Origin of the sequence: Mesonia algae, assembly GCF_003253545.1 — a bacterium.
Taxonomy (GTDB): domain Bacteria; phylum Bacteroidota; class Bacteroidia; order Flavobacteriales; family Flavobacteriaceae; genus Mesonia; species Mesonia algae.
On the sequence record NZ_QKYV01000001.1, the window covers coordinates 85,527 to 110,627 of the forward strand.

28 protein-coding genes are annotated in these 25,101 nt (G+C 32.6%); 3 read left to right on the plus strand and 25 right to left on the minus strand.

Going from position 1 to position 25,101, the window contains the following annotated elements; translation table 11 throughout:
• Positions 1-250: 250 nt before the first annotated feature.
• The 13 genes from LX95_RS00370 to LX95_RS00425 form a co-directional block, all read right to left on the minus strand.
• Positions 251-1,207, minus strand: a complete 957-nt coding sequence (locus LX95_RS00370) for an ATP-grasp domain-containing protein (protein WP_111539443.1) — start codon at positions 1,205-1,207, stop codon at positions 251-253.
• The gene (locus LX95_RS00375) at positions 1,204-1,908 is read right to left on the minus strand and encodes an NRDE family protein (protein ID WP_111539444.1); all 705 of its coding nucleotides are present in this window, start codon (positions 1,906-1,908) and stop codon (positions 1,204-1,206) included. Before LX95_RS00375 ends, LX95_RS00370 begins: the two co-directional genes overlap by 4 nt.
• Complete coding sequence (locus tag LX95_RS00380) at positions 1,896-2,390, minus strand: DinB family protein (protein ID WP_111539445.1); 495 nt, start codon at positions 2,388-2,390, stop codon at positions 1,896-1,898. The genes LX95_RS00375 and LX95_RS00380 overlap by 13 nt, the downstream gene beginning before the upstream one ends.
• A 7-nt stretch (positions 2,391-2,397) precedes the next feature.
• A complete protein-coding gene (locus LX95_RS00385) occupies positions 2,398-2,793 on the minus strand; it encodes a DoxX family protein (RefSeq protein ID WP_111539446.1) in 396 nt (131 codons plus the stop codon).
• Position 2,794: 1 nt separating this feature from the next.
• Positions 2,795-3,259 (minus strand): YHS domain-containing (seleno)protein, encoded by a 465-nt coding sequence (locus tag LX95_RS00390; protein WP_111539447.1) that lies wholly within the window; start codon positions 3,257-3,259, stop codon positions 2,795-2,797.
• A gap of 67 nt (positions 3,260-3,326) precedes the next feature.
• Positions 3,327-4,019, minus strand: coding sequence for a Crp/Fnr family transcriptional regulator (locus LX95_RS00395; RefSeq protein WP_111539448.1), 693 nt, complete (start codon positions 4,017-4,019; stop codon positions 3,327-3,329).
• Positions 4,020-4,432: 413 nt separating this feature from the next.
• The gene (locus tag LX95_RS14555; RefSeq protein WP_170116555.1) at positions 4,433-4,606 is read right to left on the minus strand and encodes a hypothetical protein; all 174 of its coding nucleotides are present in this window, start codon (positions 4,604-4,606) and stop codon (positions 4,433-4,435) included.
• Positions 4,593-4,823, minus strand: coding sequence for a hypothetical protein (locus tag LX95_RS00400; RefSeq protein WP_111539449.1), 231 nt, complete (start codon positions 4,821-4,823; stop codon positions 4,593-4,595). Before LX95_RS00400 ends, LX95_RS14555 begins: the two co-directional genes overlap by 14 nt.
• A 91-nt stretch (positions 4,824-4,914) precedes the next feature.
• Positions 4,915-5,232 (minus strand): DUF5675 family protein, encoded by a 318-nt coding sequence (locus tag LX95_RS14710; RefSeq protein ID WP_317047004.1) that lies wholly within the window; start codon positions 5,230-5,232, stop codon positions 4,915-4,917.
• Between the two features lies 1 nt (position 5,233).
• Entirely contained in the window at positions 5,234-5,488 is a 255-nt protein-coding gene (locus LX95_RS14820; protein WP_317046991.1) for a hypothetical protein, read from the minus strand.
• A gap of 67 nt (positions 5,489-5,555) precedes the next feature.
• Positions 5,556-5,786, minus strand: coding sequence for a hypothetical protein (locus tag LX95_RS14825; protein WP_317046992.1), 231 nt, complete (start codon positions 5,784-5,786; stop codon positions 5,556-5,558).
• Positions 5,787-7,027: 1,241 nt separating this feature from the next.
• A complete protein-coding gene (locus LX95_RS00420) occupies positions 7,028-7,978 on the minus strand; it encodes a bifunctional helix-turn-helix transcriptional regulator/GNAT family N-acetyltransferase (protein WP_111539451.1) in 951 nt (316 codons plus the stop codon).
• An 822-nt stretch (positions 7,979-8,800) separates the two neighbouring features.
• Positions 8,801-9,703 (minus strand): helix-turn-helix domain-containing protein, encoded by a 903-nt coding sequence (locus LX95_RS00425; protein WP_111539452.1) that lies wholly within the window; start codon positions 9,701-9,703, stop codon positions 8,801-8,803.
• A gap of 104 nt (positions 9,704-9,807) precedes the next feature.
• On the opposite strand from LX95_RS00425, the gene LX95_RS00430 reads away from it, so the two are divergent.
• Genes LX95_RS00430 through LX95_RS00440 form a run of 3 tightly spaced genes read left to right on the plus strand, consistent with a single transcriptional unit; the run spans position 9,808 to position 11,119 of the window.
• Positions 9,808-10,476 (plus strand): hypothetical protein, encoded by a 669-nt coding sequence (locus LX95_RS00430; RefSeq protein ID WP_111539453.1) that lies wholly within the window; start codon positions 9,808-9,810, stop codon positions 10,474-10,476.
• 58 nt (positions 10,477-10,534) lie between these two features.
• On the plus strand, positions 10,535-10,708 hold the full coding sequence (locus tag LX95_RS14845; RefSeq protein WP_394340386.1) for a DUF2798 domain-containing protein: 174 nt from the start codon (positions 10,535-10,537) through the stop codon (positions 10,706-10,708).
• Between the two features lie 39 nt (positions 10,709-10,747).
• The gene (locus tag LX95_RS00440) at positions 10,748-11,119 is read left to right on the plus strand and encodes a hypothetical protein (RefSeq protein ID WP_111539455.1); all 372 of its coding nucleotides are present in this window, start codon (positions 10,748-10,750) and stop codon (positions 11,117-11,119) included.
• A 1,482-nt stretch (positions 11,120-12,601) separates the two neighbouring features.
• On the opposite strand, the gene LX95_RS14670 is transcribed toward LX95_RS00440, so the two are convergent.
• The 12 genes from LX95_RS14670 to LX95_RS00505 all read right to left on the minus strand — a co-directional run bounded on the left by LX95_RS14670 (position 12,602) and on the right by LX95_RS00505 (position 24,994).
• Positions 12,602-13,672 (minus strand): ATP-grasp domain-containing protein, encoded by a 1,071-nt coding sequence (locus LX95_RS14670; protein WP_211307627.1) that lies wholly within the window; start codon positions 13,670-13,672, stop codon positions 12,602-12,604.
• Between the two features lie 4 nt (positions 13,673-13,676).
• Positions 13,677-14,282 carry a sugar transferase gene (locus tag LX95_RS00455; protein WP_111539457.1) on the minus strand — a complete coding sequence of 202 codons (606 nt, stop codon included), beginning with the start codon at positions 14,280-14,282 and terminating at the stop codon, positions 13,677-13,679.
• A complete protein-coding gene (locus LX95_RS00460) occupies positions 14,275-15,264 on the minus strand; it encodes a sugar-transfer associated ATP-grasp domain-containing protein (RefSeq protein WP_111539458.1) in 990 nt (329 codons plus the stop codon). The genes LX95_RS00455 and LX95_RS00460 overlap by 8 nt, the downstream gene beginning before the upstream one ends.
• 2 nt (positions 15,265-15,266) lie before the next feature.
• Entirely contained in the window at positions 15,267-16,385 is a 1,119-nt protein-coding gene (locus tag LX95_RS00465; RefSeq protein WP_211307628.1) for a hypothetical protein, read from the minus strand.
• A 1-nt stretch (position 16,386) separates the two neighbouring features.
• Positions 16,387-17,508: a glycosyltransferase gene (locus tag LX95_RS00470; protein ID WP_111539459.1), complete on the minus strand. Its 1,122-nt coding sequence runs from the start codon at positions 17,506-17,508 to the stop codon at positions 16,387-16,389.
• 4 nt (positions 17,509-17,512) lie between these two features.
• Positions 17,513-17,908 (minus strand): acyltransferase, encoded by a 396-nt coding sequence (locus tag LX95_RS00475; RefSeq protein WP_170116557.1) that lies wholly within the window; start codon positions 17,906-17,908, stop codon positions 17,513-17,515.
• Between the two features lie 159 nt (positions 17,909-18,067).
• Positions 18,068-19,402: a polysaccharide pyruvyl transferase family protein gene (locus LX95_RS00480; RefSeq protein ID WP_111539461.1), complete on the minus strand. Its 1,335-nt coding sequence runs from the start codon at positions 19,400-19,402 to the stop codon at positions 18,068-18,070.
• Positions 19,399-20,574: a glycosyltransferase family 4 protein gene (locus LX95_RS00485; protein WP_111539462.1), complete on the minus strand. Its 1,176-nt coding sequence runs from the start codon at positions 20,572-20,574 to the stop codon at positions 19,399-19,401. Before LX95_RS00485 ends, LX95_RS00480 begins: the two co-directional genes overlap by 4 nt.
• Before the next feature lie 10 nt (positions 20,575-20,584).
• Positions 20,585-21,595 carry a glycosyltransferase gene (locus LX95_RS00490; RefSeq protein WP_146240722.1) on the minus strand — a complete coding sequence of 337 codons (1,011 nt, stop codon included), beginning with the start codon at positions 21,593-21,595 and terminating at the stop codon, positions 20,585-20,587.
• A 106-nt stretch (positions 21,596-21,701) separates the two neighbouring features.
• Positions 21,702-22,721, minus strand: a complete 1,020-nt coding sequence (locus LX95_RS00495; RefSeq protein ID WP_111539464.1) for an ATP-grasp domain-containing protein — start codon at positions 22,719-22,721, stop codon at positions 21,702-21,704.
• A 50-nt stretch (positions 22,722-22,771) separates the two neighbouring features.
• Complete coding sequence (locus LX95_RS00500; RefSeq protein WP_111539465.1) at positions 22,772-23,884, minus strand: CapA family protein; 1,113 nt, start codon at positions 23,882-23,884, stop codon at positions 22,772-22,774.
• Positions 23,885-24,994, minus strand: coding sequence for a hypothetical protein (locus LX95_RS00505; protein ID WP_111539466.1), 1,110 nt, complete (start codon positions 24,992-24,994; stop codon positions 23,885-23,887).
• Positions 24,995-25,101 lie beyond the last annotated feature (107 nt).

Below are 25,101 nucleotides of genomic sequence, written 5' to 3' on the forward strand. Positions count from 1 at the left end.
AATAATTTTACCATACGATGAGGTTTAGGCTGTGTAAAAAACAAATCAATTACTTAGCCGTTTTGATATCAATTCTCTTTTAATTTTTTCAAAAACTTACACTAATAGAATCGTTAAATACGATTGTGAGTATATTTAGAGGTTGTAATGCAACTCAAATTATGCGAGAAAGTCATAAAGATAATTTAGGGTATATGGTTGGGTTCCGTGTCAAATTCAAATTAAAAAGTAGATTGATTTTTAATAAGCGTTATATCAAATTACTTTTTACGGCATTCATTTCTACTATTTTACTTATCATTTTTTGATGTTTAAAAATTTCTTGCTGACCAAGTAAAAATGAATATTTTGGATCATAAATGTGGGTAGGCTCACTTTTAACTCCGTTAAGCTCAATTATAGAAAAGTTGAGACCTTGTTCAAGTTCTTCAAAAGTATTAAACCGAATATCCAATCGGCCAAAATAAAAACCTTCAATTTTAGATAAAACAGAGTCAAAATAGAGTTCTAATTTTTCAGTAATCAAGTCTTTTCCATCCAAAAATTGAGTCCCTCTATTGTGGTTGCCAAATGGGACTAAACATCTCTGTTCGTTGTTGGATAATACTTCAGATAAATCTATTTTATTTTTCAATTTTGGTATTTGAAGTTCAAAACGCGGGTTTAAGCGTAATAGTTGTTCTAGCGAGTCTTTACCATTACCCGTTACCGTAAGAAATCTCTTATTTGTAATACCTGTTATTTGTCCTTTAGGTTGGTTGGGAAGACGACAATAGAAAAGACCAATTTCATTGGGAAGCTCAATATTTTCTTGAATTAAATAGGCTTCGTTGATGGTTGAATGGTAAGTTTGGAGGGCATCTAACGAGTACAATTTATCTACAGAAACGCCTCTGCAACCTACATCTGGCTTGACAATGATTGGAAAAGCTAGTTGATTCTCTTTCAGTAATTTCTCAAAATTATTTGTCTTAATATGGCTAATTAAAAGAGTTTTAGGGTATAGCTTTTGCGGAAATAATTTATAAACCTCCATTTTACCATCACCATAAAATCCTCCATTTTTTATCTTCGGATTTACTAAATTGTAAAACCGAAACGATCGAAATTTTATCATATAAGTAACCCATAAAAAGAACGTAGGAAGGTATACAATATATACTGGCCAATACTCCCAATTATTTAATTTATGCCACCAAAGTTTCATAATATATTTTCTGTGATTTGTTTTTTTGTATCTGATATATAATCGAAATGTATAATCTTAAATCTGTTAGTATTCACAACACATTGCGTTAGGTTTTTAGTAAGCATAATCCGGTTTCTATCAATCATCAATCCATTTTTAGAATCATCACTTTGAGTGTTTGTATGAAAATGGATTAAATCTTTTGGCTCTAATTTCTTATTCATAAAATCTGAAAACCAGTTTTCTCGATGTTTAATGACCTCAGCACTATATAAAGTTGCAGATGACCAAATGCGAGGTTGATCTCTATCTAGATTTACTAAAGATTTAGATAAACCGTCCCATCGTAATTGTACAAAATTTTGATCTGTGTAAGCTACAATAGTAAAGGGTTCAATACGGTTTAAGTCTATATTCTCCCATTCCTTTATTAAATAGTCTGAAGTAGATAATTCTAGAAGAATTATACCTCTACTTTTTCTATATTTTGATTGTAGGCTATGCTTTTTTTCTGCTCCATTCAATAAAACAAAGACCTCAGCATTTATAGTCACAACAAACCAAGTACCTCCCGCTTTCGGATCTTTTGGGTAATACACCGTTTTACCGTTAAATGTGTACTTTTTGGGAGCAATAGCTAGAGGTCTATCAATGTGTTCATCCCTATTGGAAGTTATAATAGTGTGATTTTCGTTTTTATAGAAGCTTACTGTACACATTTTTGTTTATAAATTTGAGTAGATTTAGCAACCCCATAATTTTCATCCATTTGGTTTTTTCCTAAATAATTAAGACCAATCTTCAACATAGCTTGGTGGTGTATGCAATGTTCAATATTGTAGATGAGTTCACGATAATAATTGGTTTCAATAGAAGCATTATCATATAGAGAAATAAGCTGTAATTTTTTATTATGTCTATTTAACGTTTTTATAATTTCAGCAATACATTCTGTCGCAAAATCTATATTATTTTGAATACGAATATCTCTATTTCTCTTGTCATAATTTATGCTGCCTTTATCATAACCATTGCTTAGTTGCTGAAATAATTCTATAACATGCCTACTATGCTGCCCTATTGTACTGCAACTTAAGACTTCTAAATTCTCAGTATACTCATCTAGAGTTAATAAGTTGATAGACTTTACAAGTTGTAGTAAAATTAATTTTGCTTCTGTGGTAATGCTCGAAACTTTCATAGACAAGTTATTTAATGTATTTTTTCTTGAGAATAAGAAACTCTGCTCTATATAAATATATGTATAAGCTAGAACAAATAAAGACAACCATAGCCAATGTAAATAAGTTCCCTTCATCTCCGCCAACCTTAATACCCAAAACAAATAAATGTGAAAAAACAGCACCGGTAATGATACCTAAACTAGATAGCATTCCAATTATTTTAGTGCTGGGTGATAAAATAAGAATTGCTGTAATTAGTTCTATTATTCCTAAGCCTATTCTGCCAAAAGGCTCTACTCCTAACGCTGAAAAGATGTGTACCGAATCTGGATGAGCTGTAAATTTAAAATACAATGTTTGTAATAAAATTATAGCAACTGTAATTCTTAATACCCAAGAAATTATGTTTGTAGTTTTCATATTAATTAGATTTTAAAATTTTTGCCCAGTTGTTATTTGCTTTTGCTTTTAAATTGTTTTCATCTTTATTCCAACTTTTTAATGTGTTATTAAAAAAGGCATTGTAAAACAAGTAAAGTTTACCATCAATAACCTTAAAAGTTTCTGGATCAACTTCTACTTTTTTACTTTCTTCCCCCATTGCGTATGCGCACCATCCGCCGTATTGAGGTTCATATTTTGTTGGGTTCTTAATAAATTTTTGTTGATTAAGTTCTGAAAAAAATAAATACGTAGCTCCTTTATAGGTCGTAGCGAATTTATCTTTTCCTTCAATCGCTTGGTTGGCTACAAAATAGGCAACAGGATCGTAACCACTAATAGCTATACCTTTTTCTAAATTAAAATGTTTTACTCTTTCTGAAGCGTTTTGCGCTGAAACTAAAGAGAATACTCCAAGTAGAATTACTAAAATGAACTTTTTCATAATGTCTGTTTTTTATTATTAACAAGACAAAATTATAATGTTCTTAAATAGCAAAATGTAAGCTATTTTACATTTTAGATAAAGTTTTTATAATTTTTACATCAGGTATAATGATTTCTTTTTGAGAATATTCTAATATGCCTTCTTTTTCTAATTCTTTAAAAAGGGAAATAATTGTTTGTCTAGTAGTACAAATAAGTTGGGCAATATCTTTTTGAGTAAGGTAATTTGGTAGAATGTAAGAAGATGTTGTAATATTTTCTTTTTCAATAATAGTATTTAAGAGTAATAACAACCTAGTCTTCGCATCTTTAAATAAAATATTTTTATAGCTATTTTGAATTTTTTTAAAATTAAAACCTATAAATTTTATATAATTTAAGGCGAAATGAGGCTTAGCAAACATTACCTCTTCCAACTTTTCTCGATAGAAGGTACAAATAATAGCCTCGTCAGATACCACTTTAAAAAACTCCTCATTATCTGAAGACTTCTCTAAATTTAAATCGCCAAACATATCTCCTTTTTGAAGAATATCTAATAAAATCTCTGTTCCTTCTTCATCTATTCTAAAGAGTTTAATTGTCCCGTGTTTTAAAAAATAAACTCGTTCTTTTTCACTGAATGGTAGATCTAAAAGTTCATTTTTCTTTGATTTTTTAAATCGTTTTAAAATACATAGCCCATTAATCTCAGAAAAACTTAAGTTTCTAAACAGTTTATGATTGTGTAAATGCCAGTATTTTAGATTAGATGTCATACTTTTAAATGGGTACTTTAATTTTCATGCTTTAAATCTAAAATAGGTTTCCAGACAAGTATGATTAAACTAAAAATTTGTATACCATTTGATACGTTATGATCTAAAGATAAATATAATCTTGCTTTATTTTACAATTTTATTGTTCTTATTTCCTCATACAACTAATCTGAACTTTTCAAATTGACTTTAGTATTAAACATTAAAGTTAGTAGACCAACCTATTTAGAAATGCATAAAACATATGAATAATCAATGTTTTGCGTGTTTTTTCGTATATCACTTTTTTGTCTGCATAACATCTTCAACCGCAACAAGAGCTACTTTACCATTTGCAAGAGGTTTTAAACCAAAAAAAGACTGCCTTACGCAAGGCAGGGCAGTCTCTAATAAAGCTTCGATCTTTTTGAGACCTACTCTTCTTTATCCAAATAAGCTTTAATTAAAAAGCTAACGATAAAGCTAACCATCGCGCCAATCGCCGCTGAGGCAATGGTTCGCATCACTTCTTGAGAATCGAGTACAGGAATCACGCTTAACAAAGTACCTCCCGCCGTTCCTCCTAAAGTAAGACTAAATGGTTTCATCTTCTAGCTGTTTCTTCTCTTGAACAGTTATCTGACTTACCCCACTTAAGACACTTCCGGCAACAGCTAGGTAACCAGCAAAACTAGTCACCAGAGCAGGTAAGCTTACAGGCGCTGTTACAATGGCACCCCCTACTGCTGCCAAGGTAAGGCCGATATTCCTCAATAACCGAAACAGTTTTGGGGTGGGAGCTTTCGCTCTTTCTATAATTTTCATACTCTATGTTTTTTTAAGAATTAATAATTAATTGTACCTTCTCTTTTCGTTGAAAAGCTGGATACACCAACTGTTTCAATTGCTGAAAAGCCTATCTAGATTCCAGTCCCCTAACGGGTCCTGTTAGCCTTTTTACAGGCGCTATACAACCTCGCAATTCTGTTAGAGCATAATTGGCAAAATGAAACAAGATCAAGTCCCTTTGTGCAACCTCTAACACGTGTAGGTGCCATTTAAAGCGCGGACTAAATCTCAATTTCAAACCATAAGTCCCTTCTGGAATACATGATTGGGAACGTTGATTATTCCGCCAAGGAAGTTCGATGGTATGGCATAGCTGTTTTCCGTTAATAAAGAGTGTCCCATTACAGCCACCTGGGTAATAACTCCGTTTTAACACCAAATCCATTTTAAACCTGATCAACAAGCACGACGGCTAAAGCATTAAAACTACCGTTCTTCAGCGGATACATTTCGGCGTTGACTTCCTGAAAAAATTCTCCCCCCATCACTCCCACTATGGGTAATGTGCTTGCTGCGTTAAGACTTGCCGTTAAGGTACTCGCGGGTTGTACACTGGTATCGTGAGGAAGAATAGCACTTTGCTCCATCGAAAAATTAAAGCTTCGCTCTTCAAAATCAAGTTCAACACCTCCTAAACTCAAACGATAATGCGTCGTACCTTGAGGTGCCGCAATTCTTACTGCGGCCTGATAACTATCAATTTGTAAACTAAGATCGCCTGTGGTACGGTCTAAAGCACTTAAAGAAGGTGGAGCCTAACTTACCGTTCTCATTAAAATCAAAATCATGAAGAAAACGCATATTTCCATCTTGCACCTTGCGTTCTCCACGAGCATTGCCCGCATCGGTTTTCACTACACTTAAGAGCACACGTGTTAAACGTCCTACACAACGTTTATCTTTAGCATTTTGTAGCAATACCTGTAACGCATTACGCACTAATTTTCCTGCTTTTCCTGCCGTTGAAAATTCTGCATTATTTTCTCGAGTACGTTGAAACGCCGGATCGCTAGCAATTCGCTGTGCGCTTACCCCTCCTTTTTCGCGGGCTAAATAGCCGTCGCTAGTCTTGTAAAAAGAAATCCCCCTAGAGTTCCTTTTAATTTGATAATCCCTGATTGTTGGTCCATAATAAAAAATTTGAAATGTGAAAAAATCAGAATGATTAAAGGTTCATCCTTTCAAACCCCATAAATCTCGATGCATCGTATAAAAGATCTACAAGTCAAAGATGAAGGCGAATCTTCTTTTTAGTTCACAAGTGGGGTACGAATGGGGTGTTTTTTTAACATTTAAGGTTCGAGTTTTATTCCCTGCAATGAGGAATAATATTGAGTGGCAAAAGCAGAATAGTATTACTTCCGATGAGAAAAGAATGAGTATGAGCAAGGTAAAACCAATTAAAGCTTAGAAATTAGTTGTTTTTATCCACAGTAAATGCCTACAAAAACAAAAAGGTTTGTAAGGAAATCTATGAATGCCTAGTAGCGACTTGTCTCCGAAGAGTGAGGTACGAAAGAAAGGAAGACATTTGTAAGAAACTGGTCTTGATATCAGTAGATAACAAGCTTTTCAACCAAGCCTTTGCCATCGCTAAATCTAGGACAATGAAAATTATGTATCTATTCTAGTAAAAGGGGGAGTTAAAAGAAAAGAATACGTGTACCCTTAAGCTGTTTATAAATGTATCGACACAGGTAAGGTATGTCTCAAATTTAATGAAGAAGTAGCGTTTGTAATTACATCCGTTTTCTGTTGGCAGTAGTTATATTGGTGAAATTTAAGACCATTTAGAGTTTTGTCTATTTTTTTCTCCATAAATAATGATTTCAATTAACTTTTGATTTTCATCTATATACTTACCAATTTGGATATGATTTTCTTCTTCATTCTTTGTTGAGAAAAGAGAATTTTTGAAAACCCCTATATGTAAATAATGTTGTTTGGCTCTTGAAAAAGTTCTATTAATTTGCTTTGCATCGACAACTTAATTAAAAAGAATAAGATGTTTGATAAAAATAAGTTATTCTGTATGTGAGGCATTGACCAATGTTTTGCCGTGAGTTTTAAGGAATTTCATAGCTACTGAATTGGACAAAAAGATGTGACATTTAGTTTTTGCCAATCCATTAAATCATTCTTTACAACTATTGCTATTTTGTTTTTTTGTTACATTATTATTATATTTTAAGTTCCATTTGAATATTACATCTTTCGTAAGGAGTATGATGCCCAATAACTTTTTTAAATCCAAGTTTTCTATATAATGAAATCGCAGGTTTAAGTATTGTATTACTTTCAAGGTATATGTATGAAGCTCCTAAATCTTTAGCCTTTTCTATAATTGATTTTCCTAATAGATTACCAATTCCTTTCCCCTGAGCTTTGGGTGAAACAGCCATTTTGGCAAGTTCATATTCGTATTTTTGATCTTGTTTTTTCAATAGAGCACATACTCCTAAAGTAGTATTGTTTTGTATGGCCACTAAAATTTTTCCACCTCTTTTTATAATGTAATCTTCAGGGTTATCTAAAGCTTTTTGATCTGCTTTTTCAATTTGAAAATATTGTTCAATCCACTGTTCGTTTAGTAGTTTAAAATCGTCTCTATGTTCTGGTAAATAATCTATAATTTCTATTTCCTGCGATTCTCTGCTTTTTTTCTGTTCCTTCACTCTTTCTAATAAAGATTTTTCATTTAATAAATACTCAAATTCTTGAATAGCTAACCAAATATTATGTCTTGTTTGATACATCATATCTTTTATGGTGTTTTCAACATCGTTATATTGGGCTATTATTGATTGTGATATTTTTATTCCTTTGGGTGTTAAAACTATGTTTTTTATACGTTTATCTGTTTTACTTTTTTGTTCTAAAATTAACTCAGCTTTATGCATTTCTCGAACAATTTTTATTGCCGAAGGGTGAGAATGTCCAATAGCATTGGCAATTGATGTAATAGATTTTCCTTTATTTTGATTTGAAAGAAAATAAAAAACGGGAAACCATTTAGGTTTCAAGGCTATGTTATACAATTCATAAATTTTTTCCGCATCGTCTGTAACTAAATCACTTAAGGCTCTTAATCTACTCCCTAATGCCATTTCTCCAATTTTATCAAAATCCATTATATATATCTTGTTATGTAACTGGTTACAAATATACAACAAAGTTTAGTTTTTAGATTTTTTTAATTACTTAAGAATAGTGGCGGGAAGATCCGTTAGGGTTTGTAGCCTGAGACTAAAGTTAGTCAATTTACTTTGTTTTTTCGCTAGGCCGAATGTTTCCTAAGGATAGTTTATCTATTATTTAAAGAGACCTTAATTGTACATTATAAGAGACATGACCTACTTTTCGTAAGCGTAGTATAATCAAGAAAAAACTTAGTCTTGAATGGGAGGATAGCCTAACGAAGCGATTTGCTATCCACAGAATAAAGTTTTTTAGCAGATTTTCAAGTATATGAAAATCAGTTTAGATTCCTGCCCGTAGGTCAGGAGAGTTTGTTTAGCTCATACTTAGCTATTTTATTAGAGTTCGTGCATCTTCTCCCGAAGAGGTCTTTTTGGGCAATGCAAAAAGTAAAATAGGTTTGATATAATCTAGAGTTTAGTGAGGAAGTATGCAGTTTAAGTTCCTGTATCTAGCTTGTGAAGGGTTGGGCTGCAAATCTCAAACTTGTCATTTCGATGGACGGAGGACTGAGAAATCTGTTTAATGAGGATGTAGAATTTTTTAATTAAAAGATATTTCGACAGCACTAAATTTATCATCGCTAAATCTAGGACAAAGAAAATTATGTTTCAATTCTAGTAAAGGGGTAGTTCAAAGAAAAGAAAACGTGTACCATTAAATCTGTTTATAAAGGTATCGACACAGGTAAGGTATGTCTTAAATTTAATGAAGATTTAGCATCTGTGACCACATCCGTTTTTTGTTGACAGTAGTTATATTTTTTTTCTTTCTTGATTTGGTGTGAGTGAAGTATTCTTTTTGTAATAATTAATAAAGTTAGAGGTATCATTAAACCCCAATTCAAAAGCTATTGTATCAATGTTTTTTGTAGTATTTTTCAAATAAGTTTTGGCTTCCAACAAGATGTAATCAGTTAAAATACTTTTAGCTGTTTTACCTGTAGTTGCTTTTATGCATTCCGAAAGGTAAACAGGACTAATATGAAGTTGTTTAGCATAAAAACTAATCTTTTGATTTTTTTGTTCAGAGTGTTTAATCAGATTTTCAAATTTATAAGTAATCTCGGCTTTTCTTGAATTGTTTAGTGGACTAATATTTAAGTGCTCATTCAATTTTCTTTTGGTTTCGAACAATACCATAGTTAGTAACGACTTAATAATTTCAATAGAATCGGCATTTATATTTTGAAATTCATTATAAATCCTCTCCATATAATCAAGGTACATTTCACTAACTTCTTTTCTTGTATAGTAAACAGAAAAGATAGTCATATTAAAAAAAGGAAAACGTTTGATTATATGATACTGAGAAGGAGAAAAATCTAAAAATTTAGAAGTGAAAAAAATTATAAATGTGTCATCTACTTCAGTTTCTTCAGTAGAATCCACATTCATAGTTTGTCCTGGTGATAAAAAAAGAAGATGTTCCTTATCCAGTTCTATATTTTTCCTATCTATATCTATATGTGTTCTTTTAGATTTCGAAAATGTTATTTCAAAGAATCCTTTTGATGTAAAGCTTAATTTTTTTGGTATCTGATGTAGATGCTTCTCGAATTTTAAGATATGGAAATCCTCATGCTTTTGGTAAACATCCAAATGCATATGTTGCAGCAATTCTTTAATGTTTTCTATTTCGGGTGTTCTATGCTGCATTACATCAAAATTACCTAATTATTTACAGTTTTAACCTAATTTATAACATTAAAACACATCTAAAAGCCTTGTAATTTTGCATTGTAATGTTTTAAACAATAAAAATGAACAAAGTATTTATAATATTATTAGTGTGTTTTGCAGTATCAATAAACCTTTATGCACAGCAAGCAGAAGAAGATCAATTACTGCATTCGACTCCTATTCCAATTCAAGTTACTGTTGGAAACCAATCAACTTTATATCAAATGATTTTTAGTAAGCAATTTGGAAATAATAATCAATATACTTTTTTCAATTTGTCAGAGTACGAATTGAGTTATGAATCTGAAACTCCAGAAAATTATCTCATTCAATCAATTTTTTTTTATAACATCAATCAGAATTTTAGTTTAGGGACTGGTGCCAATTTAAAAGCTCATGGAGGCTTTAAGCCATTAATTGCTGGAGCCTATAGCTTTTTCAATCGAAATTTTGATGTAGTAATACAACCAAGTATTGAATTGGAAAAAGATGGTGTCGGCGAAGTTTTTGTCTTGCTTGAGTGGCACCCAATGAAAAATAAAAAAGTGAATCCTTTTGTAAGTATTCAAGGATTAACCTCATATAAGGCTGAAAATGGAAATCACGATTTTAGCTACGCCTATTTAAAGATAGGTGCTCAGCTTGGATCCTTTATTGTTGGTCCGGCAGTAAACTTCTCAGAAGCGGGTAAAGGTTTGTATTCTCAAAGCAATGTAAACGTAGGGGGCTTTTTAAGAATTTTAATATAAAATGACAAGTGTGGAAGTAAATAAAATTATGTATGGACTCATTTCTACTACTCTTGTAATGGCAATTTTGATGTCTTTTGTTGTAATGATAGTGAATATTGGGTATGTGAATGATTTTCTAATTAGATGCATTAAAAGTGTTAGTGTTACATTTTTTGTAGCCTTGCCTTTATCAATGATAACTACTTCTTTAATAAAAAAATGCTTAAATCAAATGGTGAAGATCAAATAATCGTTAACCATAATCTTAATAATAATAAAACTTATAATTATGAAAAAAATAGATTTTGTAATAAGAATGCTCTTAGGGATTGGAATTTTATTTTTTGGAATGAATGGATTCTTCGATTGGTTTACACCTCCAGAAGGACCTGAAGCTGAAGTAAATTTCTTATATTCTTTATATAGGGCGGGTTATGTATTTCCAATAGTAAATACTATTCTAATAGCTTCAGGTTTATCATTACTTACTAATAAATTCGTTTCCATTGGATTGATAATCCTAGCTCCAATAATGTTGAATATAGTTTTAATTCATCTGGTGTTTAACCCTAAAGGAGCACTTTTAGGTGGTATTTTCTTTGTTTTTATGGTAATTCTATACTTCACTAGACGGAAAAGTTTCTCTCCTCTTTTTAAGTAATTTACATTATATAGATTTAGGTTAAAGCTTTTTTGATTACTTTTTTATAGTTTTTAGATATTGAGTTGTTATAAATTTATTTTGTTTTTCCGATAGGCCGAATGCTTCCTAAGTATAGTTTATCTATTATTTAAAGAGACCTTAATTGTACATTATAAGAGACATGGCCTACTTTTCATAAGCGTAGTAAAATCAAGAAAAAACTAAGCCTTGGATGGGAGGATAGCCCAACGAAGCGATTTGCTATCTGCAGGTTAAAGTTTTTTAGCTGATTTTCAAGTTCAGGAAAATCAGTCTAGATTCCTGCCCGTACGTCAGGCGGGTTTGTTTAGCTCACGTATTGCTATTTTATTGGAGTTCGTGTATCTTCTATCGAAGAGGTCTTTTTCTTTTTCATCGCTAAAAAGAAACAAAAATCTAGACTGACTAAAAATCGATAAGAAAATACTACGGAATCCCCAGCCACAAATGAAAAGAACTCATCCTCCTTATCAGTCGGCCTCAAACAGCTTTTCATTTTCTTACCCTCACTGCTTCCTTGATTTTCAATATATTTTTAGATAGGTCGTCTCTTCCGTTTACAAAAGCATTCGTCCATCGAAATAACAAAATTGGCGGAATGACAGTCGCTTACTGTCATATTGAGCGCAGCGAAGCGAAGTCGAAATATCTTGTATATAATAAAACACCTCTTCATTTTATCTTGATATAAAACGAAGCAAACCCGCCCAACCGGTACGGGCAGGAGTAAAGACTGACTAAAAATCTAAAAAAAATACTCCGGAATCCCTAGCCACAAATGAAAAGAACTCATCCTCTTTATCAGTCGGCCTCAAAGAGCTTTTCATTTTCTAGCCCTCGCTGCTTCTTTGATTTTCAATATATTTTTAGATAGGTCGTTTCCTATAATTATGAATATTACACGGCCTATCGAAAATTGATTGTGATTTTTGAATTAACACTATCGAAATGACAAAATTGGCGGAATGATACCATCTACTGTCAGGCAGAATGGAGAGAAACGGAATGAAGCATCTTTCTCCTTAATATCTTGAAGTTCTTTTTAAACAGATTTCTCAGTCCTTCGTCCATCGAAATGACAGCCATAAAATAATCTGCCATATTGAGCGCAGCGCAGTCGAAATATCTTTTTATTTAACACCTTGAATTCCTTTTTAAAGAATTTTTTCTTGGACCTAAACCCATCCTTACGGCTTACACGCCTTACAAGCCGTATACCCCGCTTCTTTAGCTTCAGCTTTAGAAGTTTTGATCTTGCTGCTTTTTAAATACCGACAGCTACTCTTATGAAATTTCTTTCCTGTTTTGGTCACATAGACTACTTCTGTAAGAGGTTGTATTCGCTCAACCTGTTTAGGTAATGTGGCCGCAGAGAAGCTCGGGATTAACGAGCTGAACAGGAATAGTAAAAGAAATAAGAAGTTTTTCATATTGGGTGTTATTTTGTAAGAAATACATCGATCATCCTTTCTTAAGTAAATCTGTTTCTTTCATTAAAATAGGCTCTGCATCTACATCTCTTAAAAAGATAAGATCATCTTCAAATTCATACATTTTATAGTTCATATCGAAGTTACTTATATTAGTAAGCAAGTTGACTATATCTTCACTAAAATTAGCTCCGCCTGCCGCAAATAACATATTAAATGCTACCATACGCACATTTATTTCGGTGAGATAAGCTTTACCTTCATTATCTTCCTTAAAATCGGCTGTAAAAAAACCGTGTAAAATTTTACCTGATTTTTCTTCTATAATACGTAACGCTCTCTCTGAACGCTCTACTAATTTAGGTTCGTTTAATAACCTTCCAAAAGAAGTATTACCCGTAATACCCGATGGTGCCACTTTACTCATAATATAATTTACTCTTTCTCCTGAAGCTGCCCTTAAAAGTTTCCCCTCATGAAATAACAGCTTACATGCTAAGTTTCTTCCTGGCAAAAAAGTGCTTCCTATAAATTGATCCACCTCGGGATTAATGGTAATCCAATTTTTTAAGCTGTTTTGATCTTCTACCTTTAAAGAACCTAGACCACTAGACCCAGAAGTAGAGCGAATCCAAAAAGGATAACCTAATTTTTTTTCTATAGTCTTAAAGTCTAATTCATTGGGAGAGATATCTAATGAATTAGGCACCAAATCAGTTTCTTTTAACCATGCAGTCATTAAAGATTTATCTACCAAATACTTTACGATTTCATGATCGGGTAGCAAGGTTTTACATGGCCATTCTTTACCTGCTGATTTGTGGCGAGACCACTCTAAAACTTCTAACTCTGGCTGAACAAGAGCCAGATCTATATCATGCTCTTCTACAATTTTTTCTAGTGCTGACCAATAGTCTGGATCTCCTGCAGGAGGTATGACATAGGTTTTATGGTACAAATCTGTTTCATATAAACCATATGCCAAAGGGTTAATATCTGTCCCTATTAAGCGTACTTCTTGCTTGCCATAACGGTGTAATGATCTTGCGATACTTCTAGGAGTAGGCCCTCCTACACCATTTATTAAAATTGTAATTGCCATACTATTAATTTTTACCATTAAAAGGTTGCATAGGTCGATCCCCTTGCTGATTTACCCCTTCTTTTTTGACCACTTTGAAAAAGGTTAAATAAATAATTTTTATATCCAATAGAAAGTTTAACTCCTTTACATATTCTATATCCAATTCAAACTTTCTTGTCCATGAAATTGAGTTTCTTCCGTTGACTTGTGCCCAGCCAGTAATCCCAGGCTTTACCTCGTGTCTTCGTAATTGTTCTTTGGAAAATAAAGGAATATATTTAAATAATAAAGGCCGAGGCCCTATTAAGCTCATATCTCCCTTAAGTACGTTAATTAGCTGCGGTAACTCATCTAGGGATAATTTCCTTATGCTCTTCCCTAATTTTGTTACGCGTTCTACATCTGGCAATAAATTGCCTTGGGCATTTTTTTCATCGGTCATCGTTTTAAACTTGATGATTTGAAACGCTTTTTGATCTTTTCCCGGACGGGTTTGAAAAAAGAAAGGAGTTCCCTTATTTTGAAAAGCAAGAGCTATTCCTATAAAAATAAGCACTGGACTTAAACAGATCAACCCTAAAAGGGCAACCAAAAAATCAATAAAAGGTTTTAAAAAATGTTTATACATCCAATTTATTTTTCAATCCTTTATTCACGGGTAATTGCCATACGAGTTTACACCAATCGTGATTCCCTTCAATAAGCCCAGGTCCATTTTCGGTCACCACAACATCCCAACCTATAGATCGGTTCTGTGGATGTTTGAGGGATGCCCGTTTCACCATAATCAAAATTTCATCCCAATATGGAATTTGGAAACTTACGATAGAGGTTCCCGTTATAGGGTGAATTACTTCCGGAGCTTTGGTAATGTTAGAGTACACCCCTGCTCCATTAATTATCCCTGTTTTTTCATCAATAGGAGCGGCTAAGTTTCCAGCTGCTAAATTATCTACTTCACAGTCTACGGAAATACGCATCCTGCACCCTAATACCTCATACTGTCCATCTTTGCGAATTTGTGTAAAAATACGAATGGTATTCACTGCAGACGGTGATAATTCTTGAATTTTGGAATGCTGTTTAATATAAGTTTCTAAAATATCAAACTTGCCTTTCTCCATCAAACTGATGAGACTTTCACGTGTTAGATCTCTTGTAGTGTAAATTTTAACCCCTGCCCCACATTTACCACTAGCTTCTTTTAGTACTATTTTTTCTTTGGCAAGTAGCGTATCGATAATTCCTGAATTTGTTTGTAACTCCTCTAAGATGTACATCTTATGAACAAAAAACTCCTTATAGGTAGTATAGAACAAGCGTTTGTCATCCAAAATATTACGCTGATTTGTTGGATTCGCAATTTTCTGAAACTCGTACATAGTACCCGTACCTGCCCACATTTCTTTTTCTTCTTTGGCTTTATTATAAAACCCAAATTGAAAATATTCTAAAATAGAAATATTGTATTGGTATACGGCTTGAATACTTTCCTTCATCAGGAAAGCTTTAGATCTCCCTGAATTTTTTGATGCATACGCAAGAAACTCTTTTAGCAAAGACCAGTTCATCTGCTTTAAATAATACCCTAAATAGATCGTTCTTAGCATGGTTATTTTGTTTTATGAATTGCGTCTCCCAAGTCCTCTGCACTTATAAACTCTACTTCTGGCCAACGTTTTACAATTTTGTTTAATAATTGCTTTAAGGCTGCTAAGCCAACTTTTCTATTATTTTCATCAATGTGTCCACAAAAATTTACTCTATGTGAACTTATATTCGCAGGTTTTTTCATGTGAAATGCAGCTTCAACTTGTTTAAAACTATAATGTACCCAATCTGAAACCCGAGAGGTAGTAGGTTCAAAAACAACGTTACGTACAAGCTCTGTCATCACATCTCCATCCCCTAAACTGTGTTTCTCTATTTGATATTCTCCATTTCCGAGATGTCTTTTCAGACTGCGGGGTCTGTCCAAATACTTTAAACCTAAACTTTCCAATTCATTCTCTAAATGTAAAGGGAATTGTTGGGCTGGAGGCGTAAATACTGAAGGAGTATAGCCATATACTTTTTTAAAGGCTTTTAAGCCATCTTCCACATTACTTAAAAAGTCTTCAGTTTCTCCGAGTTCTTCAAAAGAGTAGGCAGCAGTCCAACCCTGCCTATAAACCTTATGTTCGGGTATGGATACGTAAGAGTTTTGCTTTAAAAGCTTTATTAGATTATCACTACGCTTAACAAGCAAGTCATTAAAGATAGTTAAGTTAAAATGTTCACGTCCGTGAAATTGAGGTTTCATCAAACCTTTTTCTATACCTTCTTGCCAAAGATTCCAAGTTCCTTCATAAGCCTTTGGATCTTTAGCACTTAGCTTTTTATAGGTTTCTGGAAGTATTTCATATTCATATTTTTGATAATCATTTTCTTCCATTACCTCAAAATTAATATTACACGGCAAAGCAAATGGAGTAAACACCGCAGATCGACCATTTTTATCTTTTACCGAAGATAAAACTTCATATAAAGCTTCCAGATCTTCTCGAGTTTCTAGAGTATCTAAACGATCAAAATGAGAACTAAATGAGAGTTGAGAACTTTCCAAATTACCCAAAGCCGATTTGGAATTAAGCCTTACATTTCCATAATCGTCAACCGAGAGAATCACCAATTTACGGTGGGTTCGCCACCCAGAAATGTTTTTTAAGTAATTTGCTATTATTTGTTTCATCTCAATTCAAAAAATCATCATATATATTCGACATCCTATCTACTGCTGGAGGCAACAAAAATTTAGTTATAGAACTTTTTGCTTTCTTGCCTAACTCTTTTCTAAATTCATTATTTGCAATAAGTTTAACCACCACATTTTTAAATTTTTCTCCTGTATCAAAATTAAACAAATAACCATTATTCCCATCACAAATGATATCTTCGTGACCTCTAATATTTGAGGCTACTACTGGGATGTTATTATACATCAATTCTAAAACACCAATAGGTAAACCTTCTGCAATACTCGATGAGATTCCTATATCTGCCAAAGTTATAATTTTACCTATATCATCACGATACCCTAAAAATTTAATATGATCAAGTATGTTTTCTCTTACCGCTTGCTCTTCTAATTTTATTTTTTCTGAGGCAAAACCTCCTGCAAATAAAAACTTTACATTCTTATGTTGATCAATTATCGCTCTCAACTGATTAAAAATGAACTGATGATTTTTACGGGGTATAAATTCAGCGATATAAAGGACAACAACATCTTGAGGCCGCAGTTGTAATTCCTCTTTTAAATCTACAAGTTCATGGGTATCAAATTTTAAACGTTCAGGATTCACTCCTATCCCGTTTATAAGATACTTATTTTTAGTCTTAAATGCAGAAGTAGATAATCGCTTAAAGTCCTCTTCATTCATAGTTATAATACCATCGGTGATGTAAGAAAGCAGTACTTCTACTGGATAAAATATTACCCAGTTTTTTTTTGATGCCCCTTTATAAAAATGAAAACCATGGGCAGTATACACTACCTTTGTATCTTTTTTTCTTGCTTTTCTAGCTGCTAACCTAGTTATAACACCGCAAGTTGGCGTGTGACAATGAATTAAAGCATACCCATTTTCTACAATAAGCTCTTTTAGAGTTTTATAAGCCTCTATGTTTTTTTTTGCGAGAGGCGATCTTTGGAAAGCAATCCTATATTGTTTGGTAGCGTAAGGAATTTTACGGTTTCCATTACAGGCCACATGAACTTCATATCCACGTTCGGATAACAGCTTTATGTAAGGAACATGAAAATTCATTAAATGAATATCTGTTGATGCTGTATATAATATTTTCTTCTTCATTTATTTATACGCTTCTTACTGTAGTTTCTCGTTTTTGAGTTATTATTGAGTTATCTGGGAACTCCCCACTAATGACACATCCAGCGCCTACCACGCAATTCTTTCCCAGTTTAGTTCCTCTTAAAATAATGGTATTAGCCCCAACCCAAGAATTATCTCCTATTTCTACACTTCCGTATTTATATTTATTAGCTTTTAGTCCGCCTTTAGCTCTAAAATCATGATCATGGTCATACACTAAAACATTTGGTCCAAACTCGACACCCGCTCCTATTTTTATATTTTTTAAGGCAACAATCATACAGTTATAATTAAAGGTTGCATTAGTTCCAATTTCTACCACACCTCCAGAAATCGCACGGATTTTTGTTCCTGTATGTACTCGTACTTTATTTCCCAATAATATTTTACCCTTGTTTAAAAAAAATAATTGAGTTTGCGGTGAAAATCTTTGTATACCCTTAAAACAAAAACGATTCCCGTGTATGATTTTCAGTAAAGAAAACCTAATAAGCGAAAAAACAACCGCAATGATATTTTTTATTCTTCTAGACATAACCTAATCGTTATAGAATCCTTTAATTTGATTAACCAATACCTCTTTTTCATGTAGAAGCCTTACTTTATATTTCTCTATTTTAGAAATATATTCTTCTGTATGATTCAAAATAGTATAAGAAAGATTTATTAGCCTAGTAGCTTCTGGATTTTCTATAGGCACTACAAAGTCACTTAAGTCCATATCATTCATAATCCCAACTGCTTTATTACCACCGTAAGCAATAGCTAATGCTGGCGTATTGACGTTTAACGAGAATATCACAGAGTGGAACCTGGTTCCTACCACTAAATCGTAATAAGAATATATTTTTTCCAAATCTTCTGAATTTAAATTTCGATCGTGTAAATAAATAAAATCTTTATGAGCCTCTATCGCATTATATATCTCTTTTAAAGGAATGGTATCGTCTTCGTGTGCACTAGGGCCGAGGGTGTGAGCCATCAATGTAACACTTATATCATTCGTCAGCAAGTTCTCTATATACTCCTTAATTTGAGTAAGGTAATTCTCATAGAGTTGATCTGCATTTGGGCTTCCATCAAACCTGTATGGTCGCAGGGTTATTGCCACACACTTTTTGTCATCTAATAGAACACCTTTTTCTTTTAGGTAACTTTTAAAATCTTGCTTACTCGGTTTTAAGTAAAAGCCCAAATCTGGGGATTTTAAAGCTCGAATATCTTGTGTTTTTAAATATTCTAAAGAAGTGCTTTCCCTAACATAAACCACCTTAGCATACTTTAATGCAGCAAGTACAATCTTTTTGGCAAAACCATTTTTTAAAGGCCCTATAGAATTAGGTAGAATAAATACGGGTACTTTATATTTTTTAGCTAAGAAGACGTCAAACAGCTGAAAGTACATAATATAAGGATCTACCAAACTTCCGTAACTATGCAGAAATCCCCCTCCTTTAACAAACAAGGCATCCAAATCTTTAAAAGAATGGTAGGTGTATCTTTGTTCTTTGTTTAAAAACTGAATTCCCAATTTATTGATTAGCTTAAACCTTGACAGTAGTAAAAAAGTCCCCACCAAATCAAACAAAGCTCGGAAACCCCATTTGATTAATATCAGTTTTGAAAAACTTACTTCATTATTAGTATCATCTCTGCGTGGATGAGACAAAATCCTCGTTAGAAAGGGATATCCTAACTTCTCCGTTTGATGATTTGTTTTTGTTTTTTCAGCAAGCTTTCCTTTTGTTCTGTATAAAAAAATGCTTACCTCCTCATTAAAAACTTCTTTTGCAATGGTGATACTTGCCCAAGTTAAGGATTGGTCTCCCCTATTTAAATCTGTATTTGAAGGTACTATGAGTACTTTTTTCATTCCACTAATTTTTTAAGATGATTATACACCCTATTTCTTCGTTGTGCAAGAATGCTATATTCATATTCCTTCGCTTTATTCAAATTTATTTTACCCATTCGTTCCATAAATTCAGGATGATTTAAAGCATACAAAATTCTTTCGACAAGTGCATTTACATCATTTTTATTAATAAGCAATTCTTCTCCTAAAAGTTCAGGAATACCTCCTACCCTTGTCCCAATGCTGGGTAAGCCTTGAGCCATTGCTTCAATAATTGCTCTCGGCAAACCCTCCGTTCTAGAAACGTGAATGTATAAATCTGCTTGATTTAGTTCTTTCAATACTTCATCTGCAATAACATTACCTTTAAATTCTACATATTCAGCAATCTCGAGTGATTCTGCTAAATCTTGCATTTCCTTTTTATGGATACCGTCGCCTAACCACGTTAATTTAAAATTGACGCCTTGTTTTTTTAATAGCTCCAGCGCTTTCAACACCACATCAGGTGATTTATATAGTTGCTCTAAAGATCCTATAGAAAGCATTTTTAGATGATTTATTTTATGGGGGTACCTTTTTGGTTCTTTTGCTATTGCTTCTTTCTTTAACACTACATTGCTAGCATGTACGGCAATCGATTCCTTACCTGCGGGATAGCGCTGTTGCAGCTTTTTTTCGGTAACATACACAACTCCTGAAGCCGTTTTTACATTTTTCTTCAGCGATAAATAACTTCGATAACGATGAATAAATGCTAAAGAATTTTTCAATGATCCTGGCGCAAAAACTTCCCAAGGATCTCCTACTAACTCTACTACATAAGGAATTCTATTCTTCTTTAATTTCTTTATTAAAATTGCTCCTAAAATACTTGGCAGCCTACAAATATACGCATGATTATTAACTACTTGGGCTTCTATTATTTTATTGATTTTAAAATACTGTTTAATAAATTGCTTAGGACCTACATAATAGGGAATAGGTTGAAAAGTAACTTTATCATGAGAAACCAAGTATTCTTCGCTAATAATTTCATTAACTTCTTTTATTCTCGCAAACACGGTTAAGTGGTCAAATATTTCTAAATAGCGATCCCATAATAAGGTATTCACACTATTACTTGATGCATAAATTTTACCTTCACGATCTCTTCTAAATCGATGTTCTATCACTAATGTTGCGTTCATAGAAAATTTCTTAATCTAAGAGCACTTTTTTAAAGTCCTCGAATCGTTTTTTTGCTTCATACTCAGTGATTGCCCAGTTTTGGAATGTTAAAGGATGAGAGGCATTTATCGTGTTTAAAATCTTTACTGCACTTCCACCTACATCTAAAGGGTCTACCAATTGACCATAAGCTTCTTTAGGCACAGATTCTTTAATTGCTGCTATATTGGATGCTACAAAAGGTAATCCACTTATCATAGCTTCAATTAAGGCATTGGGCTGCCCCTCAGTTACTGAAGGAAAATAGAAAAGATCATAACATTGTAACACTTCATAAACTTTCTCTTGTTGACCTAAACTAAAACAATATTCTTTTATTTTGAAGTTCTCCAATCGGTCTTTAAAGGCTTCAGTATCTGTACCCCTTCCACAGAAAACAAATTGAACAGGTTTTTTATGTTCTATTTTAGTTTTAAAATGTTGAATGACCTTAAAAAAAGTTTCAAAATTTTTGGCAGCATTTAACCTTCCTACATGTCCCACAAGAATAGTTTCTAGAGGCAAACCATATTTTTTCCTTAAAGCTGCTTTATTCAATGATTTAGAAAATACGTCTACATACACTCCATTCTTAATTACCTTAAAGCGTTGATCCTTTTTATATAGACTAGGATGAAAATATTTGAATGCGGCAGTCGAATTTGACAAAATAACGGTTGCATATTTTCTTACCAGCCTGTTCATTAATTTATTATAGGCTAAATTAAAAATTGTAGGACTAAAATGATTAGTCGATGCCCTGTAAAAAGAAATCCTTTTGGAGATATTATTCCATTTTCCTACCAGCATGCTTATACCTGCAAAATTCCCTGTTAAATCGCAAACTACATCATAATCATGATTAAGCTTGTTTTTTAATTTTTTAATATTTCGCCAGTTGATATAGCCTAATTTTAATACCTCAATGTTGACTTTTAACTTTTCATATTCTGGTAACAGTGAGCCTGTTTTCCCTCCTTTACAGATAATCGTAATCTTCATGTTAGGGTTTTCTCCCTGCAAATAGGTTAAAAAACGCAATAGGTAGTTTTCCGTTCCTCCTGATTCAAGAGAAACGACTATGAAAGCTAAGTTTTTATAGACACTCTTAACCAACAGCTATTTTTTTTATAATATCATCAACAATCCAATTATAGGGGTTTACCTCATCAAAGTGAAAGTTTAGATTAGAATCCCAATAACCAGGACAGGCGTCATAACCTGATGAAGCAAAACCATAACTTATTTCTACAATAAGCGGCACCCCATCAAGGTAAACAAAATCAAATGCACAACATTCAGAACCCAGTTTTTTTACGGAATCAAAAGCTTTCTCTATCAAACCTCTATCGAACAATTCAACATCATATAAAAAATGACCACTGCCTGAAGCTTTGAAGTCCCCATCTCTAACCATTCTTTTAATAGCTATCGCTCTGCCGCCTATAACTATCACTCTAAAATCTGAATCATTGTTTGGAATGAAATCTTGAAAATAAATATACCCTATCTGTTTTCCTAAAACTTTAGAGTATTTAGGGGGAGAAAAAATTCTTAAAAAACTTTTAAACACCTCCTTAAGCGTTGTCTTTTTATTTTTATATTTCCTGTACCTCTCTCTCAATGCTGAAACACTATTATAACTTTCAAAACCACTTCCAAATGCCTTTTGTATTTTTGAAAGAGCCTCTTTTCTATTTTGAACCAAATCCACGTTAGATGAGCCAGCCCCTCCTCTAAGTTTCCATACTTTTGGAAAATTTGTACTATTTGCCCAACGAACAGCATCTCTCTTCTCATAAAAGACATAAGAATTAATTGAGGGCAGACCTAGAGCCTCTAAGAGGTATTTCTGACCCACTTTATCATCAAAATGCCATCCTGTATCGAAATTAGGAAAAACAATGATTCCCGATTTCTGCAAAGCAAAAAGTAATTGCTTTGCAAACAAAACGTCTTTTATACCGTTATGGTGATGATGCCAAAGTAAAGCGTCACAACCTTTTAGTTGTCGAATAATATCAGATTCATAGCAGTTCACTAATTTATACGGGATGTTATTACTTTTACAGTAAGATACCCAATGTTGATGAAACCCTCTCTTGCTATTATGAATAGCTATATTCATTCTTTCATGATTGTTCTGAGTTCTAATTTTCTTAATGAATATTTTAACATTTAATCAATTTTACGATTCAATATATTAGATAATATTTCTCTGTGCGACTCACAAGAAATAAGGTTGCTTAAAATTATCTTCTTTCTTTTATTCCAGAAACTTGGCAAAAAGCCTTTATTAATTAACCCTAATATATATCTGGATTTTACTGGTTCTATATAAGCATTATATAATGCCTGCTTCCGATTTACAAAATCATCAAATTTTTCATTTAAGGTCGAATCATTCTTTATAATTCTATTTAAATTTTCAATATTATAAGGTAAGTTCCGCTCATCAATATCTTGAATTACCGCATCTCGATTAAATTGTTCGAAATAATGCTTTTTGTAAGTAATTTTTTCTTTTGATATGCTCAAGGTGACGGCCATACCATAATTCCAAATTGTATTTCTTTGTTTAGGATTATCAAAAATAAAATTACCTAAAGAGTAAAATATTGGAGCATTTTTATAAACCTCTTCTCCTCCTATACAATGTGTATGATGGTTCACTACAGCATCAGCACCACAATCAATAAAGTAGCGAAATGTTTTTTTAAGTCTGGGGCTTGGCAAATTGTACATTTCATGGCCCCCATGATGAATTACAATTACTTTATCGGCTTTTCTCTTTGCTTTGCTAATTAAATAAAACATGTCCATTTCCGAAAACCCACTGGCTTTAAACCCCTCTCTATTTTTAGTAGACCACTCGTTCTCACAAACATTGATAATTGCTAACTTAACGTCATTTTTAATTTTATAAATAATATCTCTTTCTGTATTAATTTTACCCGCTCCAACATACTCGATATTATTATCATCTAAATGTATTAGAGTTTCTTTTAAACCGGCACTCCCATAATCCATAATATGATTATTAGCGAGTGTAACTATATCAAACTTGTTTTCTTTGAGAAATAAAATATTAATTGGATCTGCTTTTAAAGAAGGTCCCGATTTAATTATCGCATTATCATGTGAAGTTAGAGGACACTCCAAGTTAGTCAATCTAAAATCTGCTTCATTCAAAAGCACTTTAAAGTCATCCTTTAATATTTTTTTAGACGTATCTAGACTTAAATCTGCTCGATTAATTGGACAGTAATCACCTGTAATAAAAACTTTCATTTAGATTAATTTAGCTAATTCATTAGATGATAAATACTCTACTTCTGGCCACCTTTTTTCAATTTCATCTAATAACTCATTAAATAGTGCCAGATTTAGCTTTCTGTTGTTAGCGTTTATACTGCCAATAAAATTTACCCTGTGTATTGAAATAATAGCAGGTTTGTTCCAAAAAAATGAATTTTCAATTTCCTTAAGACTCAAGCCTACCCAATCTTTAGTTGCATTAGAAAAAGGTTCGAAAACAACATTTCTTATTAGATATTTTTGCCCACTTTGATTGGTCTTACCTAAATAATTTCTTTTTATTATTAGAGAATCTTTTGAATGATTAGGCACTCTTTGTGCACTAACTCCCTGAATGTGTGTAACACCCAGTTCAGCTAAATAGTTTTCTATTTCCTCATCCCAAGTATAATTTGGTGCAATAAATGTTTTTGATGCAAAACCAAAAAGTTTATGAAATTGATTATAAGCTTCGCTAAGAATATTTTTATAACTATAACTATAACCTCCTTTAGATATTCCAAAAGCAGCTTGATAACTATCTCTTGATTCTGTAACAATGTTAGCACTTACACCAAAAATATTAAGTTTAAATGCTTCAAGGGTTTCTTTATTACCCTTTTGCAGATCGTGCATCCAAGCATCAATATTTAAATGTTCTCTACCGTGTAATTGAGGAATGAATATTTTATTATCAATTCCTTCTTGCCAAAGTTTCTTTACATTTTCTCGACCAGTATATTTCTTTAATGTATCATCCAGAGTTTCATTATAATATTTTTGAAAGTTGGACTCCCTAATTTTATCAAAATCAGGATTAGCTGTTAAAAAATTGGCAGTTATTACTGGCTTCTTTTTCCGATTTTCCAAACAGCAAAACAACGATTCTAAATCTTCGTCACTTTCTATACTGTCATTTTGCATATAAGGACATCGATCTACTTTAAAACCCTTTCTTTTTAAAGTCTCAATTGATTCTTTTGAAGGAATTCGAATACTTCCCCAGTCATCAGATTCAATTACCACTATTTTACGCCTAGTTTTCCAACCCTTTGCATTTAAAATATTTCGCCCAATATAAGGTTTTATATTATTTATTTTCATAAGTTATCAACTTAGCTTAATATACTTAAAAAATTGAAATTAGCTCTTAAAGACCATAGTTATATTTGTCAAATAACTATGTTATTATGCGAAATTGGAAATAAATT

What these genes read in the sequence shown, in the direction of transcription:
- LX95_RS00395 (WP_111539448.1), bottom strand. Translation starts at nt 4,019, where the DNA reads ATGACATCTAATCTAAAATACTGGCATTTACACAATCATAAACTGTTT.
- LX95_RS00380 (WP_111539445.1), bottom strand. Translation starts at nt 2,390, where the DNA reads ATGAAAGTTTCGAGCATTACCACAGAAGCAAAATTAATTTTACTACAA.
- LX95_RS14710 (WP_317047004.1), bottom strand. Translation starts at nt 5,232, where the DNA reads ATGGATTTGGTGTTAAAACGGAGTTATTACCCAGGTGGCTGTAATGGG.
- LX95_RS00400 (WP_111539449.1), bottom strand. Translation starts at nt 4,823, where the DNA reads ATGAAAATTATAGAAAGAGCGAAAGCTCCCACCCCAAAACTGTTTCGG.
- LX95_RS00430 (WP_111539453.1), top strand. Translation starts at nt 9,808, where the DNA reads ATGAACAAAGTATTTATAATATTATTAGTGTGTTTTGCAGTATCAATA.
- LX95_RS14845 (WP_394340386.1), top strand. Translation starts at nt 10,535, where the DNA reads ATGGCAATTTTGATGTCTTTTGTTGTAATGATAGTGAATATTGGGTAT.
- LX95_RS00390 (WP_111539447.1), bottom strand. Translation starts at nt 3,259, where the DNA reads ATGAAAAAGTTCATTTTAGTAATTCTACTTGGAGTATTCTCTTTAGTT.
- LX95_RS00455 (WP_111539457.1), bottom strand. Translation starts at nt 14,282, where the DNA reads ATGTATAAACATTTTTTAAAACCTTTTATTGATTTTTTGGTTGCCCTT.
- LX95_RS00460 (WP_111539458.1), bottom strand. Translation starts at nt 15,264, where the DNA reads ATGCTAAGAACGATCTATTTAGGGTATTATTTAAAGCAGATGAACTGG.
- LX95_RS00470 (WP_111539459.1), bottom strand. Translation starts at nt 17,508, where the DNA reads ATGAAGAAGAAAATATTATATACAGCATCAACAGATATTCATTTAATG.
- LX95_RS00375 (WP_111539444.1), bottom strand. Translation starts at nt 1,908, where the DNA reads ATGTGTACAGTAAGCTTCTATAAAAACGAAAATCACACTATTATAACT.
- LX95_RS00485 (WP_111539462.1), bottom strand. Translation starts at nt 20,574, where the DNA reads ATGAACGCAACATTAGTGATAGAACATCGATTTAGAAGAGATCGTGAA.
- LX95_RS00490 (WP_146240722.1), bottom strand. Translation starts at nt 21,595, where the DNA reads ATGAAGATTACGATTATCTGTAAAGGAGGGAAAACAGGCTCACTGTTA.
- LX95_RS00500 (WP_111539465.1), bottom strand. Translation starts at nt 23,884, where the DNA reads ATGAAAGTTTTTATTACAGGTGATTACTGTCCAATTAATCGAGCAGAT.
- LX95_RS00480 (WP_111539461.1), bottom strand. Translation starts at nt 19,402, where the DNA reads ATGAAAAAAGTACTCATAGTACCTTCAAATACAGATTTAAATAGGGGA.
- LX95_RS00440 (WP_111539455.1), top strand. Translation starts at nt 10,748, where the DNA reads ATGAAAAAAATAGATTTTGTAATAAGAATGCTCTTAGGGATTGGAATT.
- LX95_RS00425 (WP_111539452.1), bottom strand. Translation starts at nt 9,703, where the DNA reads ATGCAGCATAGAACACCCGAAATAGAAAACATTAAAGAATTGCTGCAA.
- LX95_RS00505 (WP_111539466.1), bottom strand. Translation starts at nt 24,994, where the DNA reads ATGAAAATAAATAATATAAAACCTTATATTGGGCGAAATATTTTAAAT.
- LX95_RS00370 (WP_111539443.1), bottom strand. Translation starts at nt 1,207, where the DNA reads ATGAAACTTTGGTGGCATAAATTAAATAATTGGGAGTATTGGCCAGTA.
- LX95_RS14670 (WP_211307627.1), bottom strand. Translation starts at nt 13,672, where the DNA reads ATGGCAATTACAATTTTAATAAATGGTGTAGGAGGGCCTACTCCTAGA.
- LX95_RS00385 (WP_111539446.1), bottom strand. Translation starts at nt 2,793, where the DNA reads ATGAAAACTACAAACATAATTTCTTGGGTATTAAGAATTACAGTTGCT.
- LX95_RS00420 (WP_111539451.1), bottom strand. Translation starts at nt 7,978, where the DNA reads ATGGATTTTGATAAAATTGGAGAAATGGCATTAGGGAGTAGATTAAGA.
- LX95_RS14555 (WP_170116555.1), bottom strand. Translation starts at nt 4,606, where the DNA reads ATGAAACCATTTAGTCTTACTTTAGGAGGAACGGCGGGAGGTACTTTG.
- LX95_RS00495 (WP_111539464.1), bottom strand. Translation starts at nt 22,721, where the DNA reads ATGAATATAGCTATTCATAATAGCAAGAGAGGGTTTCATCAACATTGG.
- LX95_RS00465 (WP_211307628.1), bottom strand. Translation starts at nt 16,385, where the DNA reads ATGAAACAAATAATAGCAAATTACTTAAAAAACATTTCTGGGTGGCGA.